The organism is Halochromatium glycolicum, from assembly GCF_016584085.1.
In the GTDB taxonomy this organism is placed as follows: domain Bacteria; phylum Pseudomonadota; class Gammaproteobacteria; order Chromatiales; family Chromatiaceae; genus Lamprobacter; species Lamprobacter glycolicus.
In genome coordinates this window covers 1-26,860 of the sequence record NZ_NRSJ01000055.1, presented here as the reverse complement: position 1 = coordinate 26,860, position 26,860 = coordinate 1, and the positions used below count along the sequence as shown (strand labels likewise).

Sequence of the window (26,860 nt, the reverse complement as noted above, 5' to 3'; positions counted from 1 at the left end):
CCAGACATCCCCTCGCGGGTTTGCCCTTGCCGTCGGCTAGTAGTTCTATTGGTCCAAGAGGACACTACAGGTACTCCTACAGGGGACTTTCACCCCATCAGTTCATGCCCATGCCGGGCGTACACGAGACAAAGGCCGGCACGACATTCTCTCTCGGACGGATGAAGAAACAGCCAGTGCCGCACACAGAACCTGCTTGCGCATTATCGACGACCGCGCAGCGGCCCATCTCCCCCCTGCGCCCAATAACGATGTCACCTTCAATCAGCAAGTAAGACGATAAACGGTCTAGTGCTTCTGCAGAAACAGATTTTCTAGCATCCGGGATAATTATGCCATTGATGATGTTGGCTGGATTAATCAATGGCTGACCACCTTCGACGTAATCCGATTTGTGCAGTAGCGACCCAAACGGACCAGTACGCACTGCGCCAACCATCTCATGAACTGTTCCGATCTTCCATTTGTCACGGTCTTGGCTCAACAGTGTGTCTACGAAAGATGTCAGCAGCCGCGAGCTGTCCTCCAAATTCGCTTCCACATTCGCACGGGCGCGATCCAGCCCCTCGAACGCCTCGTCCAGGATGGCGACGATTTGCTTTTGTTCTTCGAGTGGTGGAAGTGGAATGCTAAAACGTGACAGCGCTTGACCGGTAAAATGCTGGATGCCTGAACCCGAGAAATAGCTCTTCAGCTCCCCGCTTACGTCGCAGTAATACAGATAGTAAACAAACCACTTTGCGCGCTCTGGCTCATGGAAGCGGACACGATGTATTGCTTTTTGAAAAAAAATTGGCTCGTCGCTTTCCCAGATTGCAGCTCTCCCAGGATAGCCGCCTTCGCAGACTAAGACATCGCCACGAACAGCGGAGTAGCGGTCGGTCTCATGCTCCTCGAACTTCATTTTGAGAACGTCGTTCAGGTCGAAACCAAACCATCTAACGTTCAGATTCCGAAGATACGGCTTGAGCGTTCCTTTGTTATTGTTTTTGTCCAGCATCTTCCCGAGCGAATGGTTGGCAATCTGCGCAATGGTCTTAACCTCCCACCCCTTCTTCACAACATCCCCCTGATCTTCTCCAAGATCGTTGCGGTCTCGGCATCCCGCGCCAGCATGGCATCGATGATCTCCTCGGGGTCACGCAGCGGCGCGGCCTCCGGGGCGTTGGGGTTCTTCACCGACAGATCGAAGGTCGTTTCATCCAACGCATCCCGGCTGCGGGTCCAGCTCTTGGGGCTGTCGGCGCGGTCGCGTTGCAGGTTGACGAACTCGACCAGGTCGTCGTCGTTGAGCGGGTTGGTCTTGCCCAGGCTGCGCCCCGGATCGAGTTGGTAGTACCAGATGTCGCGGGTCGGTGCGCCCTTGTCGAAGAACAGCACCACGGTCTTGACCCCGGCGCCCTGGAACGTCCCCTGCGGGCAGTCGAGCACGGTGTGCAGGTTGCAGGTCTCCAGCAAGTCCTTGCGCAAGGCGACGCTGGCGTTGTCGGTGTTGCTGAGAAAGGTGTTCTTGATCACCACGGCGGCGCGGCCACCGGCGCGCAGCTTGCGCATGAAGTGCTGCAGGAACAGGTAGGCGGTCTCGCCGGTCTTGATCGGGAAGTGTTGCTGCACCTCCTTGCGCTCGCCACCGCCGAACGGTGGATTGGCGAGGATGACGTCGTGGCGATCGCGCTCCTGGATGTCCATCAGGTTCTCGTTCAGCGAGTTGGTGTGGACGATGTTCGGCGCCTCGATGCCGTGCAGCACCATGTTCATGATGCCGATGATGTAGGCGAGCGACTTCTTCTCCTGGCCGAAGAAGGTGCGGCTCTGCAAGGTCTCGTACTCGGAGGCGGTGAGCTTGTCGTGGCGCAGGTAGTCATACGCCTCGCACAGGAAGCCGGCGGAGCCGGCCGCGCCGTCATAGATCGTCTCGCCGATCCGCGGCGCCGTCACCCGCACCATGGCGCGGATCAGCGGGCGCGGGGTGTAATACTCGCCGCCGTTGCGCCCAGCGTTGCCCATGCGCCGGATGCGCGTCTCGTACAGCTCGGACAGTTCGTAGCGTTGGGCCTGGGTGTTGAAGGAGAGCCCGTCGACGATCTCGAGCACGTCGCGCAGGATGTAGCCGGAGCGGAACTTGCTGCGCAGCTCGGTGAAGACCTCGCCGATCTTGTATTCGATACTGCGGGCGCTGCGCGCGGTCTGCCGGAAGGAGCCCAGATAGGGAAACAGCTTGTCGTCGATGAACGCGATGAGATCGTCGCCGGTCAGCGCGGCGTTGAGGTCGAGCTCGCCGTCCTGCTTGGGTGCCGCCCAGCGGTCCCAGCGGAAGCCGCTGCTGATGATGGGACGATAGGGCTCGCCGCTGAGCTCGGCGCGGTCCTGGCGCTCGGTCTCCAGGTCGTGCAGGTACTTCAGGAACAGCACCCAGGAGATCTGCTCGACGTAGTCCAGTTCGTTGCTGATGCCTTCCTCGGCGCGCAGGTCGCGCTCGATGCCGTTGAATGCGTTCTCGTACATCGCGGTCCGGTCGATCCTTGTTGTCGGAGAGCTCGGCTAGCGCGGTCTGTGCAAGCCGCTCCAGAGGGCATGAAAATGGTGCGTCGGCCCCTGGCCCTGACCGACGCCGAGGCTGTCGGCCTGGGCGATCGCGCCGGCGATGTAGGCCTTCGCGGCGCGCGCCGCGGCCATCGGCTCGGCACCGCTGGCCAATTGCGCGGCGAGCGCCGAGGCCAAGGTGCAGCCGGTGCCGTGGGTGTTCTGGGTCGGCAGGCGCTCGGCCTCCAGCCACAGGCCGGCGTCGGCCGTGGCCAGATAGTCCGGGCTCGCCGCCCCGCGCAGATGGCCGCCCTTGAGCAGCACGGCGGCAGGCCCGAGCGCCAGCAGCCGCTCGGCCAGTGCCGGCATCAACTGTGCCTCGGTGATCTCCGGCTCATCGAGCAAGGCGGCCGCCTCCGGCAGGTTCGGTGTCAGCACGCTGGCCAGCGGCAGCAACTGCTCGCGCAGTGCGGTCACGGCCTGCTCGGCCAGCAGCCGATCGCCGCCCTTGGCGACCATCACCGGATCGAGCACGATGCGCGGGGCCCGATGGCGCTGCAAGGCCTCGGCGACCGCTGCGGTGATCTCAGCCGAGCCGAGCATCCCGATCTTGACCGCATCGACGCGGATGTCCTCGAACACCGCGTCGATCTGGGCGGCGACGAACGCCGGCTCGACGAGTTGCACGCCGCGCACGCCCTGGGTATTCTGCGCGGTCAGCGCGGTGATCGCCGCCATCGCATAGGCGCCGTTGGCCGAGATCGCCTTGATGTCGGCCTGGATACCGGCGCCGCCGGAGGGGTCGGAGCCGGCGATCGTGAGCACGTGCTTGATGGTGCTCATCGCGAGCTCTCTCCAACAATCTGGGTGGCCGCGGCGATCTCCCGCGCCGCCTGCTCCGGGGACGCGGCCGCGCAGATCGCCGAGACCAGCGCCATGCCCTGAGCGCCGGCGGCCCAGACCGCCTCAGCGTGCGCCGCCTGCAGGCCGCCGATCGCGACGGCCGGGACCGGGCTCGCGGCGCAGACGGCGGCGAGCCCGTCGAAACCGAGCGGGGGCGAATGATCGCGCTTGGTCGTGGTCGCGAACACCGGGCCGATGCCGACATAGTCGACCAGGGCCGGATCGACCGCCCACGCCAGGGCTGGTGTCTGGACCGAGAGGCCGATGATCGCCTTTGCGCCGAGCTTGGCGCGCGCTTCCTGCGCGGCCGCATCGGACTGGCCGACATGCACCCCGTCGGCGCCGAGCGCCTTGGCGACCTCGATGCGGTCGTTGATGATGAGCGGCACGCCGGTTCCGGCCAGAACCGCCTGCAATGCCCTGCCCTGCGCGATCAGCTCGGCATCGCTGGCGTGCTTGTCGCGCAGTTGGACCGCGGTCACGCCGCCGCGCACCGCGGCGGCGACGGTCGCAACGAGACCGCGCGCAGCGCACTGGGCCGCGTCGGTGATCAGGTAGACGGAGAGATCGATCATCGTGCCTGCTTCAGAGGCTCGGACAGTGAGCGAATCGCTCGCCGCTCGGTTGCTGGCCAGAGCGAGGCCCCCTCCTGCTCGCCGCTCAGGCGCAGCGCGCGTTTCAGGGGCCTCAAAAGGTCTAGATCACCTTCGAGAAGCCGCCCTGGCCCTGCTTGGCCTCCATGTAGGCGTCGAAGGCCATGCAGATGTTGCGGATCAGCATGCGGCCCTTGGGGTGGACGCGGATGCCACTGCGGTCGATCTCGAGCAGGCCGTCGGCCTGCATGCCTTCGAGCTTGGCGAGATCGCGGCCGAAGTAGTCGTGGAAGTCCAGGCCCCAGGCGCGCTCGACCTCGGCGAAGTCGAGCTTGAAGTGACAGATCAGCCGGGTGATCACGTCGCGCCGGATCTCGTCGTCGCGGGTCAGCTCGATGCCGCGGAACACCGCCAGCCGGCCGGCGTCGATGTCGGCATAGTATTCGTCCAGCTCGCGCCGGTTCTGGCTGTAGGTCGCGCCGACCTTGCCGATCGAGGTCACGCCGAGGCCGAGCAGATCGCAGTCGGCATGGGTCGAGTAGCCCTGGAAGTTGCGGTACAGGGTGCCGTTGCGCTGGGCCAGCGCCAGCTCGTCGTCGGGGCGGGCAAAGTGGTCCATGCCGATGTAGAGCCAGCCGGCCTCGGTCAGGCGCTCGGTGGTCGCCTGCAGGATCTCGAGCTTGACCTGCGGCGGCGGCAGCTCGGCCTCGTCGATGCGCCGCTGCGGCATGAAGCGCCGCGGCAGATGGGCATAGTTGAACACCGACAGCCGCTCGGGTCCGACCTCAATGATCTTGTCGAGCGTGTCCATGAAGCTGTCGGCGGTCTGATGCGGCAGGCCGTAGATCAGGTCGATGCTGATCGAGCGAAAGCCCTCGCGGCGCGCGGCCTCGAGCACGGCGAAGGTCTCCTCCTCGCTCTGCACCCGGTTGACCGCCTTTTGCACGCGCGGATCGAAGTCCTGCACGCCCAGGCTCATCCGATTGAAGCCGATCTCGCGCAGCAGCGCGATGGTGTCGCCCTTGGCCTCGCGCGGGTCGATCTCGATCGAGTACTCGCCGACCTCGTCGTCGGCGAGCCGGAAGTGCTTGCGGGTCTCGGCCATCAGCTCGCGCATCTGCGCGGCGCTGATGAAGGTCGGCGTACCGCCGCCCCAGTGCAGTTGCTCGACGACCCGATCATCGTCGAACAGCTCGGACTGCATCGCCAACTCCTTGTAGACGCGCTCCAGATAGGGCTGCACCAGGCTGCGGTCCTTGGTCGCGACCTTGTTGCAGGCACAGTAGAAGCAGACCGTGTCGCAGAACGGGATGTGGAAGTAGAGCGAGAGTGGCCGGCCGCTGGCGTTGGTCGCGCGCGCGACCTGCTTGTAACGCTCGGCATCGAAGGCCGGATCGAACTCGACCGCGGTCGGATAGGAGGTGTAGCGCGGACCGCTTTGGTCATAGCGCTGGATCAGCTCCAGATCGAAGACCGTCCGTTGATCGGCCGGCGCGTCGCTGACCGGCGCCTCGGCCGTGACATCCTCAGAGGCGGTTGGATTACGGGTCTTATCAAGCATGGCGTGCACCTCGAAGCCTCGACCTAGGCGGGCCTCGTCATCATGTCGGAATACGGATTGCGGTTCGTCGCTGCGACCATAACGCTAGAGATCAGGAGTCGGCTACCGCCTCGGCGAAGATCGCATGCGCATCGAGCAGCTCCTGGCGGCGCATCAGGAAGACCCCGTCGCCCCCGTGGTCGAACTCGAGCCAGGTCCAATGCAGCGTCGGGAAGCGATCCTGGAGGGTTTCCGCGGCACTGCCAACCTCGACGATCAACAGGCCGTCATCGGCCAGGAAGTCGGGCGCATCGCGCAGGATGCGCAGGACCAGATCGAGCCCGGACTCACCGGCCGCGAAGGCGAGGGTCGGCTCGTGGCGATATTCCGCCGGCAGCGACTCCAGCTCGGCCGCCGCGACATAGGGCGGATTGGAGACGATGACATCGTAGGGGTCTTCGTCGATCGCTGCGAACAGGTCCGATTCGATGACCCGGACGCGATCTTCCAGGCCATGCAAGGAGCGGTTGCGCATCGCGACGCGCAGCGCCGCCGGCGAGATGTCAGCCAGGTCGACATCGGCATCGGGCAGGTGGATCGCCGCTGCGATCCCAATACAGCCGCTGCCGGTGCACAGATCGAGCACGCGGTTGACCTGGGTCGGATCGGCCCAGGGCGAGAAGCCGTCGACGATCAGCTCCGCCAGCGGCGAGCGCGGTACCATGACCTGATCGGAGATGGTCATCTCGAGGCCGGCGAACCAGGTCCGCCCGGTCAGATAGGCGGCGGGGCAGCGCTCATCGATGCGGCGAGCGATCAGCGCCGCGACTGCCTCCCGCTCCTCGCCGGTGAGATGGCAGGCGCCGTACTCGGCGATCAGGGTTGGGGGCATCTTCAGCGCATGCGCAACGAGCCAGGCCGCCTCGTCGAACGCATTATCCGTCCCGTGGCCGAAGTGGAGCCCGGCCTCGGTGAAGCGGCAGCCCCCCCATCGCACCCAGTCGCGAATCGTCTGCAGGTCGTTCATGTCTTGGCGGGTCACGATTGGAGTATCACGAAGCGCGGTTTCACTGACAGCGCCCCAACAGCCCCGGCGCCACTCCAATCCGTAGAGAATTGCCCAGGCAATGCACCATCGGGTCGCAGTCAGATGCGGCGTGATAGAGACTCAGCCAGGCCCTTCGCCCTCTTGTTGTTTCGAGGGCGATCAATCAATCGTCGAAGGATAGCATCAGCTGAGCCAGCGATGCCGACTGAAAAACGTTGGCAGCTGATCCAGCCCAAAGGTTGACACTGGTTGGCCTGGTTCGGACCTGCACCAACTGCTCGCAGACCTGCAGGGCCCGCAAAGTATGCAGTCCCAACAGAGTGGCTCCTGTAGCCGTTAAAGCAGGAGCTTGCGCGAGTCAAACGACCGTTTTGATCGTGCCTCTTAAGATGGCCCGGAAGGGTGTGTCATGATTCAGGGTTTGGACGGATCATGAATCCGTTGCCACAATAACCCGCTGTTGCCAGTAGCACAGCGGTTGACCTGTTCTGGAGCCAGCATCGCGCGCGTGCAATGGAGCCACGACGACCTTAGCCGATCAGCTCACCACTCTGCATCGCGGCTTTGGCAGCCCAGGCTGCGCGATCGGCACATTGCATGCGCGATCGGCGCATTGCGCCGGCAGACTGCTCTCGGGAGAGCAGCGCCGGCGATGCCAGCGGCTCAGGCTGCGCGTTGCTTGCCGCCATTGAGTGGCTGAGCGGTCAGGGGTTCCTCGTGCCGTGCCTTGCGCTGACCGCGCTCGACCAGATCCGCAAGCGATATCTCGCTGAGGAAGGTGAAGATCTCGTCGCTGAGCTGGTCCCACAGGGTATGGGTGAGGCAGCGCTCGCCTCCGCGACAGTTCTCGCGTCCTCCGCACCGTGTGAATTCGACCCACTCGTCAACGGCGCAGATGATATCGGCGATCGAGATCTGGTCGGAGCCTTTCCCGAGATAGTATCCGCCCCCTGGACCACGAATGCCGCGCACCAGTTGCTTGGCTCGCAATGCAGCAAACAGCTGCTCAAGATAGGACAACGAGATACCCTGATTGACCGAGATGTCGGCCAGCGTCACCGGTCCATTGCCCGAGTTCAAAGCGAGATCGAGCATGGCGGTGACGGCGTAGCGGCCTTTGGTGGAGAGTCTCATGGTGTTACGCCTAAGGTTGTCGAGGCCTTTTTCCCAGCTACCTACTTGGTTTTAGGTTGCCGATTGTCAAGGAAAAATGTCGAGCATTTTTCGATTTTGCGATCAAGGGGGACCAAGGGGCCGGCAGCACGCGCTCGAACCCGAGTCGCCCCGGCACCGAACAGCCAAACCCCGACGGCCTCAGCTCGCGGTGACGCGGGCCAGAATCAGCCGAGAATCAGCCGCCGGTGCCCCAACGCCCTCGGATTCGGCAATCTGCGGCGCCGCCGGTTCCCGACCGCCGCACTCGGGTATGGCCCGGCGAGCCCAACCAGCCCTTGGGCACGACCGAAACGCTATTCACGACGAGAGACGACGAGAGCGCCCGCATGCCGCGTGTTGGTACTGAGAGTTTCTATCGCCATGCCTTGGCCCGCTATGGCGACAACGCCGAGGGGGTGCATTGGCGCTCCGCCGATAGTCAGCGCGTACGGTTCGAGGTGCTGCGAGATCTGCTGCCCGACGACCTGTCCGGGATCGACCTCGTCGATGTCGGCTGCGGGCTCGGCGATCTGTACCAGTTCTTGAGCGCGCGCGGCGAAGCGCCGCGGCGCTATATCGGCCTCGACGCCGTCCAAGCGATGGTCGAGCGTGCGCGCGTGCGCACCGGCTGCCCGATCCTGCATTGCGACGTGCTGAGCGACCCCCTCCCGGAGGCCGATTGGTACCTTGCCAGCGGCACCCTGGCGCTGCTGACACCGGATGAGACTCGCGCGTTCATCGAACGCTGCCTGGGTCACGTCAGCACAGGCCTGGTGTTCAACCTGCTCAAGGGCCGCCATCAGTCGACGACGTTCAACTACCAGATGCCCGACGTGATCGAGGCCTGGGCGAACGAGATCGGGGTCGCGGTACGGATCGTCGACGGTTACCTCTCCGGCGACTTCAGCGCCGCGCTGACGCATCGCGACGGCTAATGCCCACGCGATGAGGGCGGGATGCAGCGACGGCTGCGCCATTTCTGTTAGACTGCCGCGCACTTAAAATTCGACGACATAGGAGCCGCTCATGGCAGTCGTAGAACTCAACGAGCAGAATTTCGAGCAGACGATCAACGACAACCCCTTCGTCATCGTCGACTTCTGGGCGACCTGGTGTGGACCCTGCCGGACGTTCGCGCCGGTCTTCGAGAAGGTCTCAAACGACCACGAGGACATCGTTTTCGCGAAGGTCAACACCGAGGAAGCACAGGGCATCGCTGCGCATTTCCAGATCCGATCGATCCCGACCCTGATGATCTTCCGCGACCAGGTGATCATCTTCTCGCAGCCGGGCGCGCTGCCCGAGAGCTCGTTTCGCGAGCTGATCGGCAAGGCCCAGGATCTGGATATGGATCAGGTCCGCGCTGACATCGCCAAGCAGCAAGGCAACGCCTGATCGGCATCCTGGCCGGCGCTACCATCGCCGTAGCGCCTCGCTAATCACTGAAAGACTTGTGACAGCCGATTCAACCCTGGCAAACCGGCGGCGGCAGCCCGCCCCTGGCAACACCCGCGATGCAGGCACCTCCTCTGTTCGTCTCTCGTCTCGACCTTCGGGCGACCGCACCGAACGTCGGCGGTCTGATGGCGTTATGCGAGGAGAACTACAACGCCTTGATGCGGCTGGCACCGGGGCTGCCACAGCTCTCGGGGCGGTTGCGCTCCAGGCCCGATCACCAGGCCGAATTGTTGCTCGCGATAACGGAGCAGGCGCCCTACACCACGACGCTGCGCTTGACGCACGTCTTTGGCGATGAAGGGCGCGAAGGGCCGCAGCACGAGGATGAGCCCGATGCAGTGCTGCGCGCCTATCATGACGCGGGACAGGTGGAGGTGCTGAGCCTCCGTCAGACCATCCTGCCGGTCCTGAGCCACTATGACGCCCCGGCGTTGGCCGCAAAATGGCGCGCGAACCTCTTCGTTTCGAAGTGGCTCGGCTACTGCTTACGCGAGGGGCACCGTTTCTCAGCGAATGCAGACCTGCCGCAACCCGCCAAGAGTAACCGCAAGCTGCTGCTTCCAAGCGTCTGATTGCACCCCGATCTGTTTGAATCCCAACGCCGTTTGAACCCCGATCTGATCGAGCCGAGCCGAGCCGACTGGCTCAGTATTCGAAGTTCCAGTCGAGGCCCTCAGCTGGATCAATCCGCAGCCGCTTCCGCTCGCCGACCGATGTCGGCGGATCATGTTGGCCGAGCTCGACGAGGATCTCGGCGCGCTGGTCGAGCCAGCGCTGCAACGCACCCGGCGCGATGAGCTGTATCCGGCGCTCCGCCCGACTCATCAGCGCCAGCGTCTGCAGGCGAACGCCCCGATCGCCTGGATCGCCATACTCGAGCAAGCGCGGCAGCGGCCGATCGATCAGCAGGAAGAAGCCCGCCCCGAATTCATCGATCGCGAGGCGCACAAGACACCGGGCAAACGGGTCCGCAGGCGAGGCGGCAATGATCAACGCACGATCCGGATAGCGCGCGACCAAGCGCGCGAGTGCGCGCCGGATCAACCGCTCGACCGAACGCTCGGGGTTTGCCCTCGACGGCGCAACCCCGACCAGCAGGATTCGCAGGATACCCAGCCCGGAGCGAGCCAACAGGGTCGGCACCAGACGCACCGCGAACCGGTCCAGGTCCTTCATCGGCCCAGATAACGCCTCGTAGGGGATCAGCTGCGGATGGTGCTTGCGGCTGTTGTCCCGCTCAGGCGCATAGGACCAGCCATCGAGCCAGCGATCAGCCGCCCAGCGCGCATGCTCGATCATCGCCAGACGCTCGACCTCGACCGGCGCGAACGCAAACGACTCGACGCGCTCCTCCGGAACGGCCCGACAGTCCGTCGTCGCCAACTTTGCCCAAACATGATCGGCTTGGTGGCGGTTCGCATCCCGATAGGATGCAGCAAGCACGTCCCATGGTCGGCCGGCCGCTTCATTCGATGGCTCACGTCCCTGAGCCGCGGTGGTATCCCGGTAATGCTCATGGATCACTTGCGCGAGCTCGTCACCGCGCCCGCCGAGCAGGGCGGCGCGGTCGAGCGCCAGCGCGAGACGGCTGAACGGGACTAGCTGTGCGTCCCAGTCAGCGAGTTCGCCGGCCGGCTCGACCTCACCGACATCGATCAACAGTGGCGGTGCCTGGTGCGCCAACGCCAGTCGGGTCTTGATCGAATCAGCCAGCGCAAGCGCCGATTCTGGTGGCTCGGCACAGATCACGGCCATCGTCACCGGCGGCGCCGACTGCAGCGGCGGGTCCTCGAGCGAGCCGAAATCGATATCGGCGATCTCGCCGGCCTGCGGAAAGGCGGCATCGAACGCATGCCGAAACCGCTCGCTTGCCCGCGCCAGCACGGTCACCCGCAAGCGCTGCTCACCGTATTGACCGATACGAAGCGCCTGCACGAGCAGGGCTTCAGCAAAGGCATCCTCGCCGAGGATCAACAGATGGACCGGCTGACCGAAGCAGGGGTCTGCGCCCCAGTGTAGCGGCCAACGGACGAGCAGTTGGCGTGCCGCCCGTTGGGGGATCGAGACGCGCTCGAGCCGCATCTTCGGCAACAACGGCGCAAGGGCATCCTGATCCGTTGCGGCCGGGCGCTGCGGCGCCGAATCCTCCACGAGCACCACGCGCAGCGGATGCCTGCACTGCACACTGGTCTCGAGCTGCGGCCACAGAGAGGCGAGCCAAGCCTCGGAGCGGTCACCCATCGCGACGATCACGAGGTCTACATCGGCCAGATCGCACGGACCGACCCCAGCCTCGGGACGCCGCCTCAGCCGTCCCGGCCCGGCGCCCAAGAATGCAGCACAGGCATCAGCGATGCGCCCCTCGCCGACCAACAGCACCCGGCGGCGTGCGCGCCGGTCCATCAGGGTCTGAAGACGGAACCGACGCGCATTAGGCCGCGCATCAGGCCGCGCATCCACGACAGTGGCTACCGCCGATGGGCTTGCGGGCTGCGCTCAATCGCTCTGGTGAAGCAATTGCCCGCTCTGGTCGACGACCGAGACCGCAATCGGAATCCCCTGGCGGATGCTGGCGGACACCACGCAGAAATCCTCGAACAGCGTCTTGCACCGCTCGAAACGCTTCGAGGAGACCAACGCATCATCCAGGATCAGCTTGACCTCGAGACGCCCGATCCGTAGCCGCTTCTGCGCGTTGCGGATCATCACGCAGGTCACCTCGGTGCGCAGACTCGCGTCGGGCGGCTCCTCCTTGCCGATGCAGTAGAGCAGGCTTGCAGAGAGACAATTGCCGACGGCCGCAGCCAGCAGCCGCGATGCGTTGGGGCCGTTCGTCTCGCCGAGCGGCGGCGGCTCATCCATGAGCAGATCGGGGGCACGCTTCCAATCGAACGCGACATTGATCTGGTAACCCTCGCGCTGTTCGAGGTTGAGCGTGAAGCGCCCCTGCTCGTTTGCCTCAGCAGTACCGGAGGCGGTATCGGAGGCGCTAGTCGATGCTGTCGTCATGGTTCTCTCCTGCAGTGCGTTGTCGGCCTACGCGGCGCCGTTGCTCTGGATTCTTCGAATCGCGGCGGCCGCGCACTGCCGCCGCCCGAATAGAACCTCCCGAGCCGGAGACATCGCGCCAATCGCCAGTCGGGATCGCCCGCCGACTGCCCACAGCCCCACGGTACAGGTAGGTCCAGGCGCGACCGAATCGGGTCGCGATCAACTGACGATCATAGAGCCTAGGGTAATCCTCGAGACGGTCCAGGGCCTTCAAGCCAGCGCCATCGACGCGATAGACCTCACCGCGCACCGCGGTATGCCCACCCGTGATCAGCCCTGGATAGGCGCCGAGCTGTATCAGGGTGAAGCGCGGCTCGGTCCGGTGGGACCCAAGCCGTTCAGCGTCGGCGAGCAGGTAATGATTGACCTCTCCGGCCAACAAGGTGCCGTAGACGAAGACGAGATGCTGCATGACTCCGCGCTCAGTCCGTTCGGCCCGATGAGCCCCTGTGCGATGGCCCGCAACCCGCTGCAAGGGCCACCATGAGTCGCGGCCGCCAGTCCAAAGCCGGTCCAAGCCGCTCCAAGCCGCTGACCTCAGCCCGCAAAGGAGGCGAGGAAGGCCTCCTCGAAACGGGGATAGTCGGACTCGTCCAGACGGTTGATGCCGGCCGCCGCCTTGCGGCCGCCGCCTGTCTCGAACTGCCGGCACAGCACGTCGGCCCCGTCCGGGCGTTCGATCGGCGCCCGAACGCTGACGACGAACCCGCCGGATTCCAGCCGAGTCAACATCGCATGGGCCCGCTCCGGCGCCTCTTGCGCCAGCGCATTGGCATAGACGCCACCGACGCGACGCGCCCAAGCCTCAGCCGGCAAGACCATCAGATAGTGGGTTGCACTGGTGCACTCCGGGGTCACCGCGCGGGCACGCGCCATATCGTCCGCGTAGCCGGACCGCAGCGCCGCAAAGGCGTCATCCTGGTCGATGAACTCGAGCGGATCGGCATAGGGGCGCATGCGTGCGAACAGCTCTGTTGGCGGAAAGTGCAGATCGGCAACCGTGGCCCCATAGCCGTTGTAGTTCAGCAGGATGCCAAGCTCGCGCAGACGCCCGATCGCCTCGTCTTGAAGCGCCAAGGGCGCAGCCGCGCGCCTTGCGGCGATATCGAAGTTGTCGCCAAAGGTCCCGACCACCGCCCAGGCACGGTGGCGCCCCTCCAGCAGTCCGTCGACGAGCAGGCTGGTGCCGCGGTCAGCCGCCGTGTCGATATGGGCCTCGAGGTTCTCGTGTGCCGGGATCTCGCCGGGGTGATGGTGGTCGACGTAACGCACCCGCACCCCCTTCTCCAACAGCTCCAATAGAGGCGTCCGGTTCTTGTCGAGCGAGAGGTCGAGCACCGTGACCTCGTCCCCGGCGGCTGCCGACACACGTTGCAGCAGCGCGATATCCCGCTTGACCCCGGTGACCAGCTCGGCCTGGGCTGCAGCCGGTTCGCTCAGATGCAGCTGCTGCAGGGCGCAAAGCCCATCGGCATCGCCGTTGAAAACATCGTAACGCGTCATGGTATCAAAGGCTCCCGATCGTCGACGCTTGCGCTCAATCGCAATGCAGGGTAACGCGGCCATAGCCGTCGCGAATAGTCCCAACCGCGAGTTGCGCCTGAGTGCCATGCAGGATCGCGACCATAGCCGAGGCGAAGAACCCGACTCGTGCTCGCAAGCTGCCTCAGATCAGCAGAAATCGTCCCCTGAGCTGGCCCGTTGTGCAACCAGCCGAGTAGAATCCCGCACGACCCCTAGCGGCCGTCTCGATACGGCCTCATGAGCGCTCTTATTCTGAGCGTTCTTATTTCGATGCGACCCATTCTCGACCGGCCCGCAGACAGGCCCTGAATTGATGACCGACGATAACGATTTCGAGGCCCTGCTCAAGGAGCTAGAGAAGACCGAGCAGGCCGTCGCCGCGCGTCCGAAGGTGGGCGATCGTGTCCAAGGCACGATTATCGAGATCGGCGCGGAGCAGTTGTTCGTCGACATCGGCGGCAAGGCGGAAGCAACGATGGAGCTTGCGAACCTGCGCGAGACCGAAGGACAGCTCGACAAGGGGGTCGGCGATCCGATCGAGGCGACCGTCACCGGGATCGATCCGGAAACCGGAACCCTGGTGCTCGGCACCCGTCACAGCCGACACGCCCACGGCAGCGAGCAGCTCGAGGCCGCATTCCACTCCGGCACGCCGGTCGAGGGCCAAATCACCGGAACGACCAAAGGCGGCCTCGAGGTCCAGATCGCTGGACAACGTGCCTTCTGCCCCGCATCCCAGGCCGATCTGCGCTTCATCGAAGACCTGTCATCCCTGGTTGGCGAGCGCAGCGCCTTTCGGATCACCAAGTTCGAGGGCGGCCGCCGTCTCAACCTCGTGGTCTCGCGCCGGGCCATTCTCGAGCAGGAGCAGGCCGAGCGCGCCGCACAGACCCGCGCCAAGCTCGAGCCCGGCGCCGTGCTGAGCGGCACGGTCGTTGGACTGCAGCCGTTCGGCGCCTTTGTCGACCTCGGCGGAATGGAGGGGATGATCCACATCAGCGAGCTCGCGCTCGGCCGCGTTCGGCATCCCGAAGAGGTGCTGAGCATCGGCCAGGAGATCGAGGTCGCAGTGCTGAAGATCGAGCAGACCAATAACCCGAAGCGTCCGGAGCGGATCGCACTCTCGATCCGAGCGCTCGCCAAGAGTCCTTGGTCCGACGCCGCCGAGCGCTACCGGCCGGGCACGCGCGTCCAGGGGCGAATCGAGCGCCTCGAGCCATTCGGCGCCTTCGTCGAGCTCGAGCCTGGTTTGACCGGTCTCGCCCATATCAGCGAGCTTGGCGCTGGAAGACGGATCGAGCACCCGAAGGATGTCGTCCAGGTCGGCCAGCAGGTCGATGCGGTCGTGGTCCAGGTCGATACCGAACGCCGTCGAATCGGGCTTTCGCTGGCCTCGGAGCGCATCGCCGAGGGCGAAGCAGCCGTTGCCTCCCCGCCGGCACCCACCGCAGCGGCAGCGAGAAAGACCGCCGAGCCCGAAAGCGACGGCGACAGCGAGGCCGGCCTCGGCACCCTGGGCGAGCTTCTCAAGGCTCAGCTCGGACGCGGCGATGCAGGTTAGGCCCCCGTGGCGCCCCAGCCGGCCGCAGGCTGCGAGCAGCGCTCATTGCGCCGCTTGGCGCGGGATCGGTTCCCGGGGACATGGATGGATTTCCCATTGATGGATTTCCCAGCATCCCGTTGAGGCTGGTGCGACCGCTCGGTCCGATGCTGACAGGTCTGTTGAGTATGGTGACCTCGCCGACCCAGATCCCGGGACAAGGATGTCCAGCGCCCCAATGCAACGGCGATCATCGGATGATGTGACGGCTGACACAATGGACCGCCACCGCTCCGACCCACAATCAGAAAACGAACACCCCCGGAGACATCCCATGACCGAAAAGGCCCCTTGGATCACGTATCGGCCGGAGCTCAAGGTGCTGGATTGCACGGTGCGCGATGGCGGCCTGGTCAACGCCCACCAATTCAGCGACGAGTTCGTCAGCGCCTGTTATCACGCCTGCATCAACGCCGGCGTCGATTACATGGAGATCGGCTACAAGAACTCACCGAAGACCTTTCCGCGCGCGAAGTTCGGGCCTTGGCGCCACTGCGACGAGACCGATCTGCAGCGGGTTGTCGGCGATCATGATCCGGCCGCCACCGGCCTCAGGCTCGCGGCGATGGCCGATGCCGGCAAGAGCGACTGGGAGACGCAGATCGTGCCCGAGGCCGAGAGCCCGCTGAGCATGATCCGGGTCGCCTTCTACGCCCACCAGGTCTCCGAGGCGGTCGACATGATCCGTTTTGCCGCCGAGCAGGGCTACGAGACCACGGCCAATCTGATGGCGGTCTCGAACATCACCGAGACCGAGATCGATACCGTGCTCGAGGCGATTGCCGACACCCCGGCCAGCACCATGGTCATCGTCGACAGCTTCGGACACCTCTATCGCGAGCAGGTCGACCGGCTCTATCACAAGTACGCCGATGCGCTCGCCGGCACCGGAAAGGAGATCGGCATCCACGCCCACAACAATCTCCAGCTCGCCTTCGCGAACACCATCGAGGCGATCATCCTCGGCTGCAATCGGGTGGACTCGACCATCTTCGGCTTCGGCCGCGGCGCCGGCAACTGCCACACCGAGATCCTGCTCGGCTTCCTGCGCAACCCGAAGTTCGAGGTGCGCCCGATCATCGAGGTGATCCAGGAGCACATCCTGCCGTTGCGCCGCGAGATCGACTGGGGCCCGTCGCTGCCGTATAACCTCACCGGGCAGCTCAATCAGCATCCGCGCGCGGCCATCGAGTGGCGCGAAGGAGCGACCCCGGACGACTTCCTCGCCTTCTACGACAAGGTGGTCTCCGAGATCTGAGAGGTCTAGGATCGGATCAAAGGACCCTGGCCAGCAACGCAACCTCGCTCACCGGCCGACCCGGTAGGTCTAGACGCACCGTCCAGCCATCGCCGGGCGCCCGGTCCAGGTACTGACCGTCGGTTGTCATCACCCGCGTCAGCCGAACGCGCTCCGTTCCAGACGGCGTGATCCATTCGATCTCGTCACCTGGCGCAAATCGATTGCGCACTCGGATCTCGGCGGTTCCCGCCTCGGGATCGACCCGCACCACCTCACCGACGAACTGACGCTGCGCACTGAACGAGCTCCCGTTATCATAATTCTGTAGCGCTGCCGGCGCATGCCGGCGCAGGAAGCCCTCGGTGTAGCCGCGGTTGGCAAGGCCCTGGAGCTCTTCGAGCAGCGCCGGATCGAATGGACGCCCGGTGACCGCGTCGTCGATCGCACGCCGATAGACCGAGGTCGTCCGCGCGCTGTAGTAATGCGACTTGGTGCGTCCCTCGATCTTCAAGGAATCGATGCCGATCGCACTGAGACGGGCGACATGCTCCACTGCACAGAGGTCGCGCGAGTTCATCACATAGCTTCCATGCTCGTCCTCGAACAGGGCCATGTACTCGCCCGGCCGTTCGGACTCCTCGAGCCACCAGAGCTGGTCAGCCTCCGGATGGCGCCCCTGCTCCTGCCTCGGCTTCGGCTTCGGCCCCGGCTGCTGAACGGCCGCCGGCGCGAGGCCATTGGAGAGTGCGGGCATCGGCGCAGATTCGAGCTCAGCAGAATGGGCGCCTGCCGCACCGTCAAAGACCCCTGCTTGTTGCCCAGTGTCCGAGGGCTGGCCCGGCCGACCCACCCGGTACGACCAGCGGCACGCATTGGTGCAGCTACCCTGATTGGCATCACGATGATTCAGATAGCCGGACAGCAGGCAGCGGCCAGAGTAGGCGATGCAGAGGGCGCCATGGACGAAGACCTCGAGCTCGATATCGGGACAGGCCGAGCGGATCGCCGCGATCTCGTCGAGCGACAGTTCGCGCGAGAGGATGATGCGCCGGATGCCCTGCTGCTGCCAGAACCGCACCGCCGCCGCATTGGTGGTATTGGCCTGCACCGATAGATGCACCGGCAGTTCGGGCCAGCGCTCGCGAACCAGCATGATCAGCCCTGGGTCCGACATGATCAGCGCATCAGGATCGAGCGCGACCACCGGCTCGAGGTCGGCAACGAAGGTCTCCAGCTTGGCGCCATGCGGCATCAGGTTCGCGGCCAGATAGAAACGCTTGCCCGCGGCATGGACAGCCGCGATCCCCTCGGCCAGGGCGGCCAGATTGCCGAACTCGTTGTTGCGCACCCGCAGGCTATAACGCGGGATGCCGGCATAGACGGCATCGGCACCATAGGCCAGCGCATAACGCAGGCTGCGCAGTGTTCCCGCTGGCGACAGCAGCTCCGGTCCGGCCGACCGAGCCCCCTCCTCCGCAGTGATCATCACTGCAGCGTCACGTCGAAGCTGAGCTGCTTCGCACCGCCGACCAGACGATCGCGCACCACCTGAATCGGCAAGCGCTCTCCGGGGCGGCTATCCATCAGCGCGATCCGGATATCGGCATAGGACTCGATCGGGATATCGCCGATCTCGATGATCCGGTCGCCGGTCTCGACACCAGCCTCACGCGCACCGCTCTTCTGCGCGAACCCTTGGATCGCCACGCCTGCCCCGGCTGTCTCGGTGTCGAGCATGACCCCCATGAGCCCCGTCTTGGGCAGCTCGACCGGCTGCGGATAGAGGAGATAGTCCGCAATCTCGGGATCGAGAGGCCGCTGGTGGCCGTTCATCACGATCGACATCGGCGCATCGACCCGACGCTGCAGCCGAGCCGGTATCCCGCGCCCGTACTGGACGTGCCCGACCCCGGCGAGCACGACCAATTGCTTGCCCGGATTCGCCTCAAGCCACTGTGCAGCCCGCTCGGCCATACCCTCGTCCCATAGCAGTTGGACCTCGAGGAAGTGTTCGAAGGAGGCATCCTCGTCCTTGGGGTGCATCTCGAAGACCTGCTCGACGTGTGCCCGATAATCGGCATCGTCACGATCGATCTCGTCGGGGATCTGGCGCCTCTCAGCAGACGACAGCGAATCGATCCCACCGTCACCGACCTTCTGGGTAATCTCGCGCGGCACATTGAGTGCGATCAGCGGGATGCCATGCTCGCGCGCGTAGCGCAGGATCGGACGATAGAGGCGGTAGTCGAACCGCCAGCGCTCGAAGTACTCGGTTTCACGAAGGAAGGCCTCTTCATCGAGGGTCCCAGCGATATAGGCATCGAGCTGCGTTTGGAAGGGCTGCTGGAAGAACTCCATGCCCACAGCGACCTGATTACCGCGCTCGACCAGGCCCCGAATGATCTCGAGCTGATTGAGATGGTCCTCATAGCGGTCGTGTGACTCACCGACGAAGACGACACGATCATCGACCAGCGCATCGATCAGGCGGTCCAGGCTACCAAGGGTCGACACATCGAGCACCTTGGTCCTCGGATCGAGCTCTGAGACGACTTGACGGGACGAACCTGTGTCATCGTCCTCGGCCGGCGGCATGGCCTGCGCCCCGAGTAGCGGGAACGCCCCCAAGACCAGGACCGAGATTGAACTGAGCAGCCAGGACATCGCAGGCTTCTGGAGCATATCGGGACTCTCTCTGTAGGCTAGATGACAGCGACCACCAAAGCGCCGCTGAGTTCCGCTTAATCCTTGATCTGGACCGCTTTTACTGTCTCGGCGACGCTGCTAGGCTGGGTCACAAACATCAACCATTGGAGGTTACAGCATGGCACGCATCGTGATACTCGGCGCGGGCATTTCCGGTCACACAGCCGCTCGCTGGCTCGGCAAATGGATCGGCAAGCAGCATGAGATCGTCGTCGTCTCACCGAACGCGAAATGGAATTGGATCCCATCGAATATCTGGGTCGGGGTCGGTGAGATGAAAGAAGAGCAGGTCACCTTCGAGCTCGCACCGGTCTACAAGAAGCTTGGTGCCACCTTCAAGCAGGCGAAGGCGGTCTCGATCAATCCCGAGGGGAGCGAGGCCAGTGAGCGTCCCTTCGTCACGATCGAGTACACCGATGCGGCCAAGTCCGGACAAACCGAGGATGTCGACTACGACTACCTGATCAACGCCACCGGTCCGAAGCTCAACTTCGGCGCCACGCCGGGGCTTGGGCCCGATGAAGGCTATACGACCTCGGTCTGCACTCCCGGCCACGCACTCCACGCCAATGAGCAGCTCCAGTCCAACATCGCGGCGATGAAGCGCGGCGAGAAACGGACCTTCGTCATCGGCACCGGTCACGGGATGTGCACCTGTCAGGGCGCTGCCTTCGAGTATATCTATAACATCGAACACCTGTTCCGCGATGAGGGTGTGCGCGACAAGGCCCGCTTGGTCTGGATCAGCAACGAGTACGAACTCGGCGACTTCGGCATGGGCGGCGTGCACATCAAACGCGGCGGCTACATCACCAACGGCAAGGTGTTCGCCGAGTCCTTGATGGTCGAGCGCGGCATGGAGTGGATCGTTCGAGCCGCGGTCAAGCAGATCGAGCCAGGCAAGATCCACTACGAGCTGCTCGACGGCAGCGAGCATGTGCTCGAGTTCGACTTCGCGATGCTGATCCCGCCGTTCGCCGGTCAGCCGATGAAGGCCTATGCGAAGGACGGCAGCGACATCACCAGCGATGTCTTCGCGCCGAACGGCTTCATGAAGGTCGACGGTGACTATACCCCGAAGCCATACGAGGACTGGGGCAAGGAGGACTGGCCCAAGACCTATCAGACGCCGGCCTACAAGAACGTCTTCGCGATCGGCATCGCGTTTGCGCCGCCGCACCTGATCAGCAAGCCGATGAAGAGCGCGAACGGCACTCCGATCAACCCGACGCCACCGCGCACCGGTATGCCCTCAGCCACGATCGGCAAGGCCGTCGCCGAGAGCATTCGCGACATGCTTTCAGGCTCCGAGGAGCCGACCCACACCGCCTCGATGGCCGAGATGGGCGCCGCCTGCGTCGCCTCCACCGGCATGGATCTGTTCAAGGGCTCGGCCGCAACAATGACGGTCTTCCCGGTCGTGCCCGACTACGAGACCTATCCGGATTACGGCCGTGACATCGATCTAACCTTCGGCGAGATCGGGCTAGCGGGTCACTGGATGAAGTACATCCTTCACCATGTGTTCATCTACCAGGCGAAGCTGAAGCCAGGTTGGTCGCTGCTTCCGGACTGATTCCGGACTGATTCAGACCGACACACGGAGCCCTAGCCCCGCGGTTGCTCGGCCTTAGGCCGATCCCGCAAGGGGCGACCATCATCCGACCTATTCGAGAGGCACCTCCATGACCCAAGACGCCGCGACCGCCGACAATCCCGCTGCCAGCAAGCCGAAGAACAAGGAACCCTATCAGCAGGCCTATTATCCGCCTGTGCCGACCGGCTTTACGCGCTTTATGCGCTCGAACCTGGTCTGGCAGTTCTGGCGTTTCCTCGTCATCAACCTGAAGATCTTCAAGCTGATGTTCCGCTCCCATCACTGATCGATCGCGGAGCAGGCATCAAACCCAGGCGCCGCTCCGCAGCGCAAGGCGAAAGGCCGGATCGACCGACGAACAGGCCCGAGTCCTCCGTGGAGGCTCGGGCCTTTCGATGAGCAGGGTCCCATTATCGGTTCGCGCAAGGGCGGGGACAGACCGAAAGACCGCAGCAGAGAGTCGGCCCAATCAGGAAATCTGCTGATAGTAGAGGTTTTGCGGATGCTCGGCCTCGGCGAAGAAGTACCAGCGCTCGGCCAGTAGCCCCAGATACTGAAGCGCAAAGGCCGCGATCGGCAGCGTCGGCGACTCGAGCAGGTAAGCCAACAGGATCAATGCGATCGGTACCGGAAAGACCAACACCAGGAAGGCATTGCGCACCAGCTTGAGGGTGGCCGGACTCTGGTGATGGAAGAATTCACGGGTGTTGAACGAGCTCGCCGAGAATCCTTGCGACTTCTGCTCGATCGACCGATGCCGAATACCGATCGCCGTCTGCAGCGTACTCTGATGCTTGAGCGAGGCGTTCCGGAACAGCGATGCGGTGCGAGTCCCCAGACCGAGCAGGGTCGCGATCACGGCCCAGGTGCCGAAGAAGCCGACCAGATTATTGCCCAGCCAGGCCGAGTACGCGGCGGCGAGCATGAAACCGGACGCGGTGCCGAGGAACATGAAGTTCACCACCGTGTAGGGCGAATGCCATTCCTCCAGAAACTTGACGCTCGCATAGATCATACCGGTGCTGACGAACAGCGCCAGCGCAACGATGACGCCGAGCAGGCCGAGCACAAAGGTGGTATCGACAGGCAGCGCGCCGTCGCCGAACACGATGAACGGTTCCGTCCACCCGGCCCAATGGAACAGGCCATAGAAGAAGACGATGCCCATCATCGCCGGGAGCACGATGACCTCCCGCGAGAGCCAGGAGGTCCGCCACATCGCCGCCGCGCGCCAGGCACGCTCCGGCCGCCCGAGGTGGAAGAAGGACGCGCCGAGGCCGGCGATCAGGAGCAGGAGCGACAAGGCACTGCCGACCGCGTAGAACGAGCCGGGCTGCTCCTCGACCAGGTGGATGGTCGAATACAGCTGCCCGGTGAAGAGCGCTAAGAACAGGCCCTGCCCGGCACCGATGAGCGTGGTCAGGAAGATCACAGAGAAGGCTGGATGCATGATGGCTACTACTGCGTTACGGGTTGTATCGAGCGCTCAGCGGCTACCAGGAGACGTCATCGAGCGTCTCTTCACCGGAGTAGACAGTGATGTCCTCCTTGGTGAGCGGATTGTCGGAGCGCTGCAGGTCTTCTTCGCTGATGTGCATATGGTTCTTCTGCCGCGGCAGATAATGATTCGCCGGCTTGGTCCCCCACTCCGGCATCAGCGCATAACCGCCACGCTCGCGGATCGCGATCGAGACCTCAGAATCCGGGTCATGGACATCGCCATAGAGCCGCGCATTGGTCGGGCAAGCCAGCACGCAGGCAGGCTGGCGCTCGGCCTCGGGCAGGGTCTGATCGGTGATGCGATCGATGCAAAGGGTGCACTTCTTCATCACCTTCTGCTGCTCGTCGAGCTCTCGGACGCCATAGGGGCAGGCCCAGGAGCAGTACTTACAGCCGATGCACTTATCGTAGTCGACCAGCACCACGCCGTTGTCCTCACGCTTATATGAGGCGCCGGTCGGGCACACCGGCACGCACGGTGGGTCCTCGCAGTGCAGGCAGCTCTTCGGGAAATGGACCGTTTCGGTGCTCGGAAAGCTACCGATCTCATAGGTCTGGACACGGTTGAAGAAGGTGCCGGTCGGATCGGCGCCGTAGGCGTTCTCGTCCACCATGGGCCCGGCCCAGCCCGAGGTGTTCCATTGTTTGCAGGAGGTCACGCAGGCGTGGCAGCCAACGCAGACGTTTAGATCGATGACGAGGGCGAGTTGGGTCATGGCTCTATCGCTGGTGATTCTGGCCCGGAGGCATCAAGGTCGCTAGGCGTGCCCGCCCCGCTAGAGCGGGCACATTCCGGATGGGGTCGTCGGCCTGGCGCCGGCCAGGCTGCGGCCGACGCCCGCTCGTGCTGCGTCGCAGCCGCGCCTATTTGCGGCCGAACAGGCCGGCGACGTAGGCCTGCCAGCGCTGCTGCGGTCGGGTCAGCTGTCCCGGAAGCGGTTTCATCGGCGCGAACTGTGGCTCGGTCACCTTCGCCCCGCTGGGCTCGACCTTCTCGATGCGCACGCGCACGTCGTACCAGGCGGCCTGGCCGGTCAGCGGGTCCGAGTTCGACAGGTGCTGGCCGCCATCGGCGCTGGCCTGAGGCAGCTCCTCGCCGATGATGTGGTTGAGCAGGAAGCCCTTCTTCGACTCGTCGGCGTTCGCGCTCAGGCCCCAGGCCCCGGCGCTCTTGCCGATCGCGTTCCAGGTCCAGACGGTGCCGGGCTCGACCGCCTCCGAGTAGCGGCACATGCACTTGACCCGGCCGAGGTGCGACTCGACCCAGATCCAGTCGCCATCCTCGATGCCCTGGGCGATCGCCATCTTCGGGTTCACGAACAGGTAGTTGTGGCTGTGGATCTGGCGCAGCCAGGCGTTCTGGCTGTCCCAGCTGTGGTACATCGCCATCGGCCGCTGGGTCAGCGCATTGAGCGGGAAGCGCTTCTTGTCGATGCGCTGGGTCTCGAGCGGCTCGTAGTAGAACGGCAGCGGATCGAAGTAGGTCTCGATGCGCTCGCGGTAGCGCTCGGGCGGGCGCCGACCCGGCCACTTGCCCTGGGCCGCAGCACGGAAGCGCTGCAGGACCTCGGAGTAGATGTGCAGGGTGATCGGCTCGGCCCAGCGGGTCAGGCCATGCGCGCGCGCCCAGTGCAGGTAGCCCTTGTTCCAGTTGCGCATGTACTGGTAGCTGCGCGGCAGCTCGTGATGGAAGACGCAGCCGTTCGCCGCGTAATGCTCCCATTGGCTCGGGTTCGGCTCGCCCTTGAGGTATTTCTCACCGAACTTGCCGCGCCAACCGGCGAGGAAGCCGATCCCGGAGCCGGGCGAGGTCTCGTAGTTGACGATGAAGTCCGGATAGTTCTTGTACTTCGCGGTGCCGTCGTCGTTGGTGAAGGCCGGCAGCCCGATGCGTGCGCCGAGGTCGATGAGCACGTCCTGGAACGGCCGGCTGTCGCCCTTCGGCGGCAGCACCGGCAGGCGCACCGAATCGACCGGGCCGTCGAACTCGGAGATCGGCCGATCGAGCATCGAGAGCACGTCGTGGCGTTCGAGATAGGTCGTATCCGGCAGCACCAGATCGGCGAAGGCGACGGTCTCCGATGCGAAGGTGTCGCAGACGACCAGGAACGGGATCTTGTAGTCGCCGTTCTCGTCTTGGTCGGTCAGCATCTTGCGCGTCTCGACCGTGTTCATCGACGAGTTCCAGGCCATGTTGGCCATGAACAGGAACAGGGTGTCGATCGGATAGGGGTCACCGCGCCAGGCATTGGTGATGACGTTGTGCATCAGGCCGTGCGCGGCCAGCGGGTATTCCCACGAGAACGCCTTGTCGATACGCACCGGCTCGCCGGCCTCGTCGACGAACAGGTCCTCGGGCTTCGCCGGCCAGCCCAGCGGCAGCCCGTCGAGCGGTGTGTTCGGCTGCACCGCCTCGGGGCCGTGCGGTGGCTTCGGGCAGGGCGGGATCGGCTTCGGGAACGGCGCCTTGTGGCGGAAGCCGCCGGGGCGGTCGATGGTGCCGAGCACGGTCATCAGGATGCTCAGCGCGCGGATGGTCTGGAAGCCGTTCGAGTGCGCCGCAAGCCCGCGCATCGCATGGAAGGCGACCGGGTTGCCGGTGACGGTATCGTGCTCCTTGTCCCAGGCATCGGTCCAGTTGATCGGCAGCTCGATCTTATGGTCGCGCGCGGTGACACCCATCTCGTGCGCCAGCCGGCGGATGGTCGCAGCCGGGATGCCGGTGATGCCCTCGGCCCATTCGGCGGTGTAGGGCTCGACGCGCTCCTTGAGCAGCTGAAACGACGGCTTCACCGGGGTGCCGTCCTTCATCGTGTAGCTGCCGAGCAGGCGCGGATCGGCGCCCTCGGTGTGGGTCAGCACCTCGCCGTTGTGGCGGTCCCACCAAAACTTGTCCTGCGGATCGGTGCAGCCGCGGGTCACGTCGACCGACTCGTCGCGGTAGAACATGCCGTGGTCGTCGCGCGATGGGTCATCGATGACGAGCTCAGGGGCATTGGTGTACTGGATCAAGAACTCGCGGTCGAACAGGCCGACCTTGAGGATCTCGTTGGTCAGCGCCAGGAACAGCGCGCCGTCGGTGCCGGGCTTGATCGGCACCCATTCGTCGGCGATCGCACCGTAGCCGGAGCGCACCGGGTTGATCGCGATGAAGCGCCCGCCCTCGCGCTTGAACTTGGAGATCGCGATCTTGAGCGGGTTCGAGTGGTGGTCCTCGGCGGTGCCGATCATCACGAACAGCTTGGCCCGGTCCAGGTCGGGCCCGCCGAACTCCCAGAACGAGCCGCCGATCGAGTAGATCATCCCGGTGGCCATGTTCACCGAGCAGAAGCCGCCGTGGGCCGCATAGTTCGGGGTGCCGAACTGCTTCGCGAACATGCCGGTCAGGGCCTGCATCTGGTCGCGGCCGGTGAAGAGCGCGAACTTCTTCGGGTCCTCGGCGCGCAGCTTCGTCAACCGCTCGCTGAGCATGGTCAGCGCCTCGTCCCAGGAGATCTCCTCGAACTGCGATTCGCCGCGCTTGGCCTTGGCCTTGCGGCGCAGCGGCTTGGTCAGGCGGGCCGGCGAGACCTGCTTCATGATCCCGGACGACCCCTTAGCGCAGAGCACGCCCTTGTTCAACGGATGGTTCGGATTGCCCTCGATGTAGCGGACCTGCCCGTCGCGCAGGTGCACGCGGATACCGCAGCGACAGGCGCACATGTAGCAGGTGGTCTCTTTGACCTCGGTCCGGCCGATCTCGGCATCGTGGTGCACAGCAGGGTCTTTCATGGGTCGTTGCGTTCGTCCAGCCTTAGAGAATGACGGTACATTCTAATGTTTGCGAAGCCTGAGTGGTACGCGCAGTTAATCGCGCACAACGTTGCAGACCACAGGGGAATTTTCACTCGACATCGAACCGGTAGAGACGCTTGGGGCAGCTCGGCGAAAGGTCCCTATCTATCTGTTTAGCGAGCGCTTTTCTGGCTTCGAGCAGATACCGATAGCCGAATGGCTGTGTGCGGGATCGTCCGCCCGCGTGCCCTGCGAGGGCCCGCTGCTTAACCTAAGCCCCTCAATTTTCAAATCATTTATGTTCTGATAAGCACTTTTTCGGGACGCCGCCGAACTTGGCCTGCATCAATCGAATGTGATTCGAACGGACTGCCCCGGGTGAGGGGTTGAGTCTTGTCAGCGCGGTACTCGGGTGTCACCGCTCAAACTCGTTGGTGTTGTGAGAGTGCGTTCTGGATGTGTCTCGAGCGGCCACACCGGAGCCACGCGCGACGGCCCCATTGACCGCTAAGGCGATTGCCGCCGGGTGACCACGGGTGATTGCTCACCCGTGGTTCCCACAGATCCGGACGTGCGGAATTCCCGCATCCGGCTCCTCAGTTGAGCAGTCGCTACACAACAATCGTTGCACACCCATCGGACAAAAGC

General features: G+C 64.3%; 23 protein-coding genes. 7 read left to right on the top strand and 16 right to left on the bottom strand.

All coding sequences use genetic code 11. The features are described 5' to 3' along the window. Positions 1 to 97 precede the first annotated feature (97 nt). The 7 genes from CKO40_RS20860 to CKO40_RS20830 all read right to left on the bottom strand — a co-directional run bounded on the left by CKO40_RS20860 (position 98) and on the right by CKO40_RS20830 (position 7,741). Positions 98 to 1,060 carry a restriction endonuclease subunit S gene (locus CKO40_RS20860; RefSeq protein ID WP_200348381.1) on the bottom strand — a complete coding sequence of 321 codons (963 nt, stop codon included), beginning with the start codon at positions 1,058 to 1,060 and terminating at the stop codon, positions 98 to 100. Next, positions 1,057 to 2,505, bottom strand: coding sequence for a type I restriction-modification system subunit M (locus CKO40_RS20855; protein WP_200348380.1), 1,449 nt, complete (start codon positions 2,503 to 2,505; stop codon positions 1,057 to 1,059). Before CKO40_RS20855 ends, CKO40_RS20860 begins: the two co-directional genes overlap by 4 nt. A gap of 36 nt (positions 2,506 to 2,541) precedes the next feature. Further along, positions 2,542 to 3,366 (bottom strand): bifunctional hydroxymethylpyrimidine kinase/phosphomethylpyrimidine kinase, encoded by an 825-nt coding sequence (thiD, locus tag CKO40_RS20850; RefSeq protein ID WP_200348379.1) that lies wholly within the window; start codon positions 3,364 to 3,366, stop codon positions 2,542 to 2,544. Next, entirely contained in the window at positions 3,363 to 4,001 is a 639-nt protein-coding gene (gene thiE / locus CKO40_RS20845; RefSeq protein ID WP_200348378.1) for a thiamine phosphate synthase, read from the bottom strand. Before thiE ends, thiD begins: the two co-directional genes overlap by 4 nt. Positions 4,002 to 4,122: 121 nt before the next feature. Continuing rightward, positions 4,123 to 5,580 (bottom strand): oxygen-independent coproporphyrinogen III oxidase, encoded by a 1,458-nt coding sequence (gene hemN / locus CKO40_RS20840; protein ID WP_200348377.1) that lies wholly within the window; start codon positions 5,578 to 5,580, stop codon positions 4,123 to 4,125. 91 nt (positions 5,581 to 5,671) lie between these two features. Continuing rightward, on the bottom strand, positions 5,672 to 6,601 hold the full coding sequence (prmB, locus tag CKO40_RS20835; RefSeq protein WP_338074237.1) for a 50S ribosomal protein L3 N(5)-glutamine methyltransferase: 930 nt from the start codon (positions 6,599 to 6,601) through the stop codon (positions 5,672 to 5,674). 669 nt (positions 6,602 to 7,270) lie between these two features. Beyond that, positions 7,271 to 7,741 (bottom strand): Rrf2 family transcriptional regulator, encoded by a 471-nt coding sequence (locus CKO40_RS20830; RefSeq protein WP_200348376.1) that lies wholly within the window; start codon positions 7,739 to 7,741, stop codon positions 7,271 to 7,273. Positions 7,742 to 8,058: 317 nt separating this feature from the next. Here CKO40_RS20830 and CKO40_RS20825 point away from each other — a divergent pair, with 317 nt between their 5' ends. The 3 genes from CKO40_RS20825 (at position 8,059) to CKO40_RS20815 (ending at position 9,792) form a co-directional block, all read left to right on the top strand. Next, positions 8,059 to 8,697, top strand: a complete 639-nt coding sequence (locus tag CKO40_RS20825) for a class I SAM-dependent methyltransferase (RefSeq protein ID WP_338074236.1) — start codon at positions 8,059 to 8,061, stop codon at positions 8,695 to 8,697. A gap of 91 nt (positions 8,698 to 8,788) precedes the next feature. Beyond that, on the top strand, positions 8,789 to 9,157 hold the full coding sequence (trxA, locus tag CKO40_RS20820) for a thioredoxin (RefSeq protein ID WP_200348375.1): 369 nt from the start codon (positions 8,789 to 8,791) through the stop codon (positions 9,155 to 9,157). A gap of 119 nt (positions 9,158 to 9,276) precedes the next feature. Beyond that, a complete protein-coding gene (locus tag CKO40_RS20815; protein WP_200348374.1) occupies positions 9,277 to 9,792 on the top strand; it encodes a DUF1249 domain-containing protein in 516 nt (171 codons plus the stop codon). Between the two features lie 73 nt (positions 9,793 to 9,865). Here CKO40_RS20815 and CKO40_RS20810 read toward each other — a convergent pair whose 3' ends face one another. From CKO40_RS20810 to CKO40_RS20795, 4 genes are all read right to left on the bottom strand, one after another. Then, positions 9,866 to 11,623: a RyR domain-containing protein gene (locus tag CKO40_RS20810; protein WP_200348373.1), complete on the bottom strand. Its 1,758-nt coding sequence runs from the start codon at positions 11,621 to 11,623 to the stop codon at positions 9,866 to 9,868. Positions 11,624 to 11,716: 93 nt separating this feature from the next. Further along, a complete protein-coding gene (locus tag CKO40_RS20805) occupies positions 11,717 to 12,229 on the bottom strand; it encodes an OsmC family protein (RefSeq protein WP_200348372.1) in 513 nt (170 codons plus the stop codon). Continuing rightward, on the bottom strand, positions 12,210 to 12,683 hold the full coding sequence (locus tag CKO40_RS20800) for a gamma-glutamylcyclotransferase family protein (protein ID WP_200348371.1): 474 nt from the start codon (positions 12,681 to 12,683) through the stop codon (positions 12,210 to 12,212). The genes CKO40_RS20805 and CKO40_RS20800 overlap by 20 nt, the downstream gene beginning before the upstream one ends. A gap of 125 nt (positions 12,684 to 12,808) precedes the next feature. Next, positions 12,809 to 13,774, bottom strand: a complete 966-nt coding sequence (locus CKO40_RS20795) for an acetyltransferase (protein ID WP_200348370.1) — start codon at positions 13,772 to 13,774, stop codon at positions 12,809 to 12,811. 334 nt (positions 13,775 to 14,108) lie between these two features. Here CKO40_RS20795 and CKO40_RS20790 point away from each other — a divergent pair, with 334 nt between their 5' ends. Together CKO40_RS20790 and CKO40_RS20785 are read left to right on the top strand one after the other, a co-directional pair. Next, positions 14,109 to 15,356, top strand: coding sequence for a 30S ribosomal protein S1 (locus CKO40_RS20790; RefSeq protein WP_200348369.1), 1,248 nt, complete (start codon positions 14,109 to 14,111; stop codon positions 15,354 to 15,356). 313 nt (positions 15,357 to 15,669) lie between these two features. Continuing rightward, positions 15,670 to 16,653 (top strand): aldolase catalytic domain-containing protein, encoded by a 984-nt coding sequence (locus CKO40_RS20785; protein WP_200348368.1) that lies wholly within the window; start codon positions 15,670 to 15,672, stop codon positions 16,651 to 16,653. A 16-nt stretch (positions 16,654 to 16,669) separates the two neighbouring features. Here CKO40_RS20785 and trhP read toward each other — a convergent pair whose 3' ends face one another. Together trhP and CKO40_RS20775 are read right to left on the bottom strand one after the other, a co-directional pair. After that, positions 16,670 to 18,121 (bottom strand): prephenate-dependent tRNA uridine(34) hydroxylase TrhP, encoded by a 1,452-nt coding sequence (gene trhP, locus CKO40_RS20780; protein WP_200348367.1) that lies wholly within the window; start codon positions 18,119 to 18,121, stop codon positions 16,670 to 16,672. Beyond that, positions 18,121 to 19,317 (bottom strand): ChaN family lipoprotein, encoded by a 1,197-nt coding sequence (locus CKO40_RS20775; RefSeq protein WP_242477220.1) that lies wholly within the window; start codon positions 19,315 to 19,317, stop codon positions 18,121 to 18,123. Before CKO40_RS20775 ends, trhP begins: the two co-directional genes overlap by 1 nt. 142 nt (positions 19,318 to 19,459) lie before the next feature. Between CKO40_RS20775 and CKO40_RS20770 the strand changes: the two genes are divergently transcribed. Together CKO40_RS20770 and CKO40_RS20765 are read left to right on the top strand one after the other, a co-directional pair. Then, complete coding sequence (locus tag CKO40_RS20770; protein ID WP_200348366.1) at positions 19,460 to 20,917, top strand: NAD(P)/FAD-dependent oxidoreductase; 1,458 nt, start codon at positions 19,460 to 19,462, stop codon at positions 20,915 to 20,917. Positions 20,918 to 21,026: 109 nt separating this feature from the next. Further along, a complete protein-coding gene (locus CKO40_RS20765) occupies positions 21,027 to 21,224 on the top strand; it encodes a hypothetical protein (protein WP_200348365.1) in 198 nt (65 codons plus the stop codon). A gap of 183 nt (positions 21,225 to 21,407) precedes the next feature. On the opposite strand, the gene soeC is transcribed toward CKO40_RS20765, so the two are convergent. From soeC to soeA, 3 genes are all read right to left on the bottom strand, one after another. Further along, positions 21,408 to 22,388 (bottom strand): sulfite dehydrogenase subunit SoeC, encoded by a 981-nt coding sequence (gene soeC / locus CKO40_RS20760; protein ID WP_200348364.1) that lies wholly within the window; start codon positions 22,386 to 22,388, stop codon positions 21,408 to 21,410. Between the two features lie 43 nt (positions 22,389 to 22,431). Next, the gene (gene soeB / locus CKO40_RS20755; protein WP_200348363.1) at positions 22,432 to 23,154 is read right to left on the bottom strand and encodes a sulfite dehydrogenase subunit SoeB; all 723 of its coding nucleotides are present in this window, start codon (positions 23,152 to 23,154) and stop codon (positions 22,432 to 22,434) included. 148 nt (positions 23,155 to 23,302) lie between these two features. Further along, entirely contained in the window at positions 23,303 to 26,209 is a 2,907-nt protein-coding gene (gene soeA / locus CKO40_RS20750) for a sulfite dehydrogenase subunit SoeA (RefSeq protein ID WP_200348362.1), read from the bottom strand. Positions 26,210 to 26,860: the final 651 nt, after the last annotated feature.

What these genes read in the sequence shown, in the direction of transcription:
- CKO40_RS20815 (WP_200348374.1), top strand. Translation starts at nt 9,277, where the DNA reads ATGCAGGCACCTCCTCTGTTCGTCTCTCGTCTCGACCTTCGGGCGACC.
- CKO40_RS20775 (WP_242477220.1), bottom strand. Translation starts at nt 19,317, where the DNA reads ATGCTCCAGAAGCCTGCGATGTCCTGGCTGCTCAGTTCAATCTCGGTC.
- CKO40_RS20855 (WP_200348380.1), bottom strand. Translation starts at nt 2,505, where the DNA reads ATGTACGAGAACGCATTCAACGGCATCGAGCGCGACCTGCGCGCCGAG.
- CKO40_RS20785 (WP_200348368.1), top strand. Translation starts at nt 15,670, where the DNA reads ATGACCGAAAAGGCCCCTTGGATCACGTATCGGCCGGAGCTCAAGGTG.
- trxA (WP_200348375.1), top strand. Translation starts at nt 8,789, where the DNA reads ATGGCAGTCGTAGAACTCAACGAGCAGAATTTCGAGCAGACGATCAAC.
- CKO40_RS20805 (WP_200348372.1), bottom strand. Translation starts at nt 12,229, where the DNA reads ATGACGACAGCATCGACTAGCGCCTCCGATACCGCCTCCGGTACTGCT.
- hemN (WP_200348377.1), bottom strand. Translation starts at nt 5,580, where the DNA reads ATGCTTGATAAGACCCGTAATCCAACCGCCTCTGAGGATGTCACGGCC.
- thiE (WP_200348378.1), bottom strand. Translation starts at nt 4,001, where the DNA reads ATGATCGATCTCTCCGTCTACCTGATCACCGACGCGGCCCAGTGCGCT.
- CKO40_RS20810 (WP_200348373.1), bottom strand. Translation starts at nt 11,623, where the DNA reads ATGGACCGGCGCGCACGCCGCCGGGTGCTGTTGGTCGGCGAGGGGCGC.
- soeA (WP_200348362.1), bottom strand. Translation starts at nt 26,209, where the DNA reads ATGAAAGACCCTGCTGTGCACCACGATGCCGAGATCGGCCGGACCGAG.
- CKO40_RS20765 (WP_200348365.1), top strand. Translation starts at nt 21,027, where the DNA reads ATGACCCAAGACGCCGCGACCGCCGACAATCCCGCTGCCAGCAAGCCG.
- soeB (WP_200348363.1), bottom strand. Translation starts at nt 23,154, where the DNA reads ATGACCCAACTCGCCCTCGTCATCGATCTAAACGTCTGCGTTGGCTGC.
- CKO40_RS20790 (WP_200348369.1), top strand. Translation starts at nt 14,109, where the DNA reads ATGACCGACGATAACGATTTCGAGGCCCTGCTCAAGGAGCTAGAGAAG.
- trhP (WP_200348367.1), bottom strand. Translation starts at nt 18,121, where the DNA reads ATGATCACTGCGGAGGAGGGGGCTCGGTCGGCCGGACCGGAGCTGCTG.
- CKO40_RS20830 (WP_200348376.1), bottom strand. Translation starts at nt 7,741, where the DNA reads ATGAGACTCTCCACCAAAGGCCGCTACGCCGTCACCGCCATGCTCGAT.
- CKO40_RS20800 (WP_200348371.1), bottom strand. Translation starts at nt 12,683, where the DNA reads ATGCAGCATCTCGTCTTCGTCTACGGCACCTTGTTGGCCGGAGAGGTC.
- thiD (WP_200348379.1), bottom strand. Translation starts at nt 3,366, where the DNA reads ATGAGCACCATCAAGCACGTGCTCACGATCGCCGGCTCCGACCCCTCC.
- soeC (WP_200348364.1), bottom strand. Translation starts at nt 22,388, where the DNA reads ATGCATCCAGCCTTCTCTGTGATCTTCCTGACCACGCTCATCGGTGCC.
- CKO40_RS20770 (WP_200348366.1), top strand. Translation starts at nt 19,460, where the DNA reads ATGGCACGCATCGTGATACTCGGCGCGGGCATTTCCGGTCACACAGCC.
- CKO40_RS20795 (WP_200348370.1), bottom strand. Translation starts at nt 13,774, where the DNA reads ATGACGCGTTACGATGTTTTCAACGGCGATGCCGATGGGCTTTGCGCC.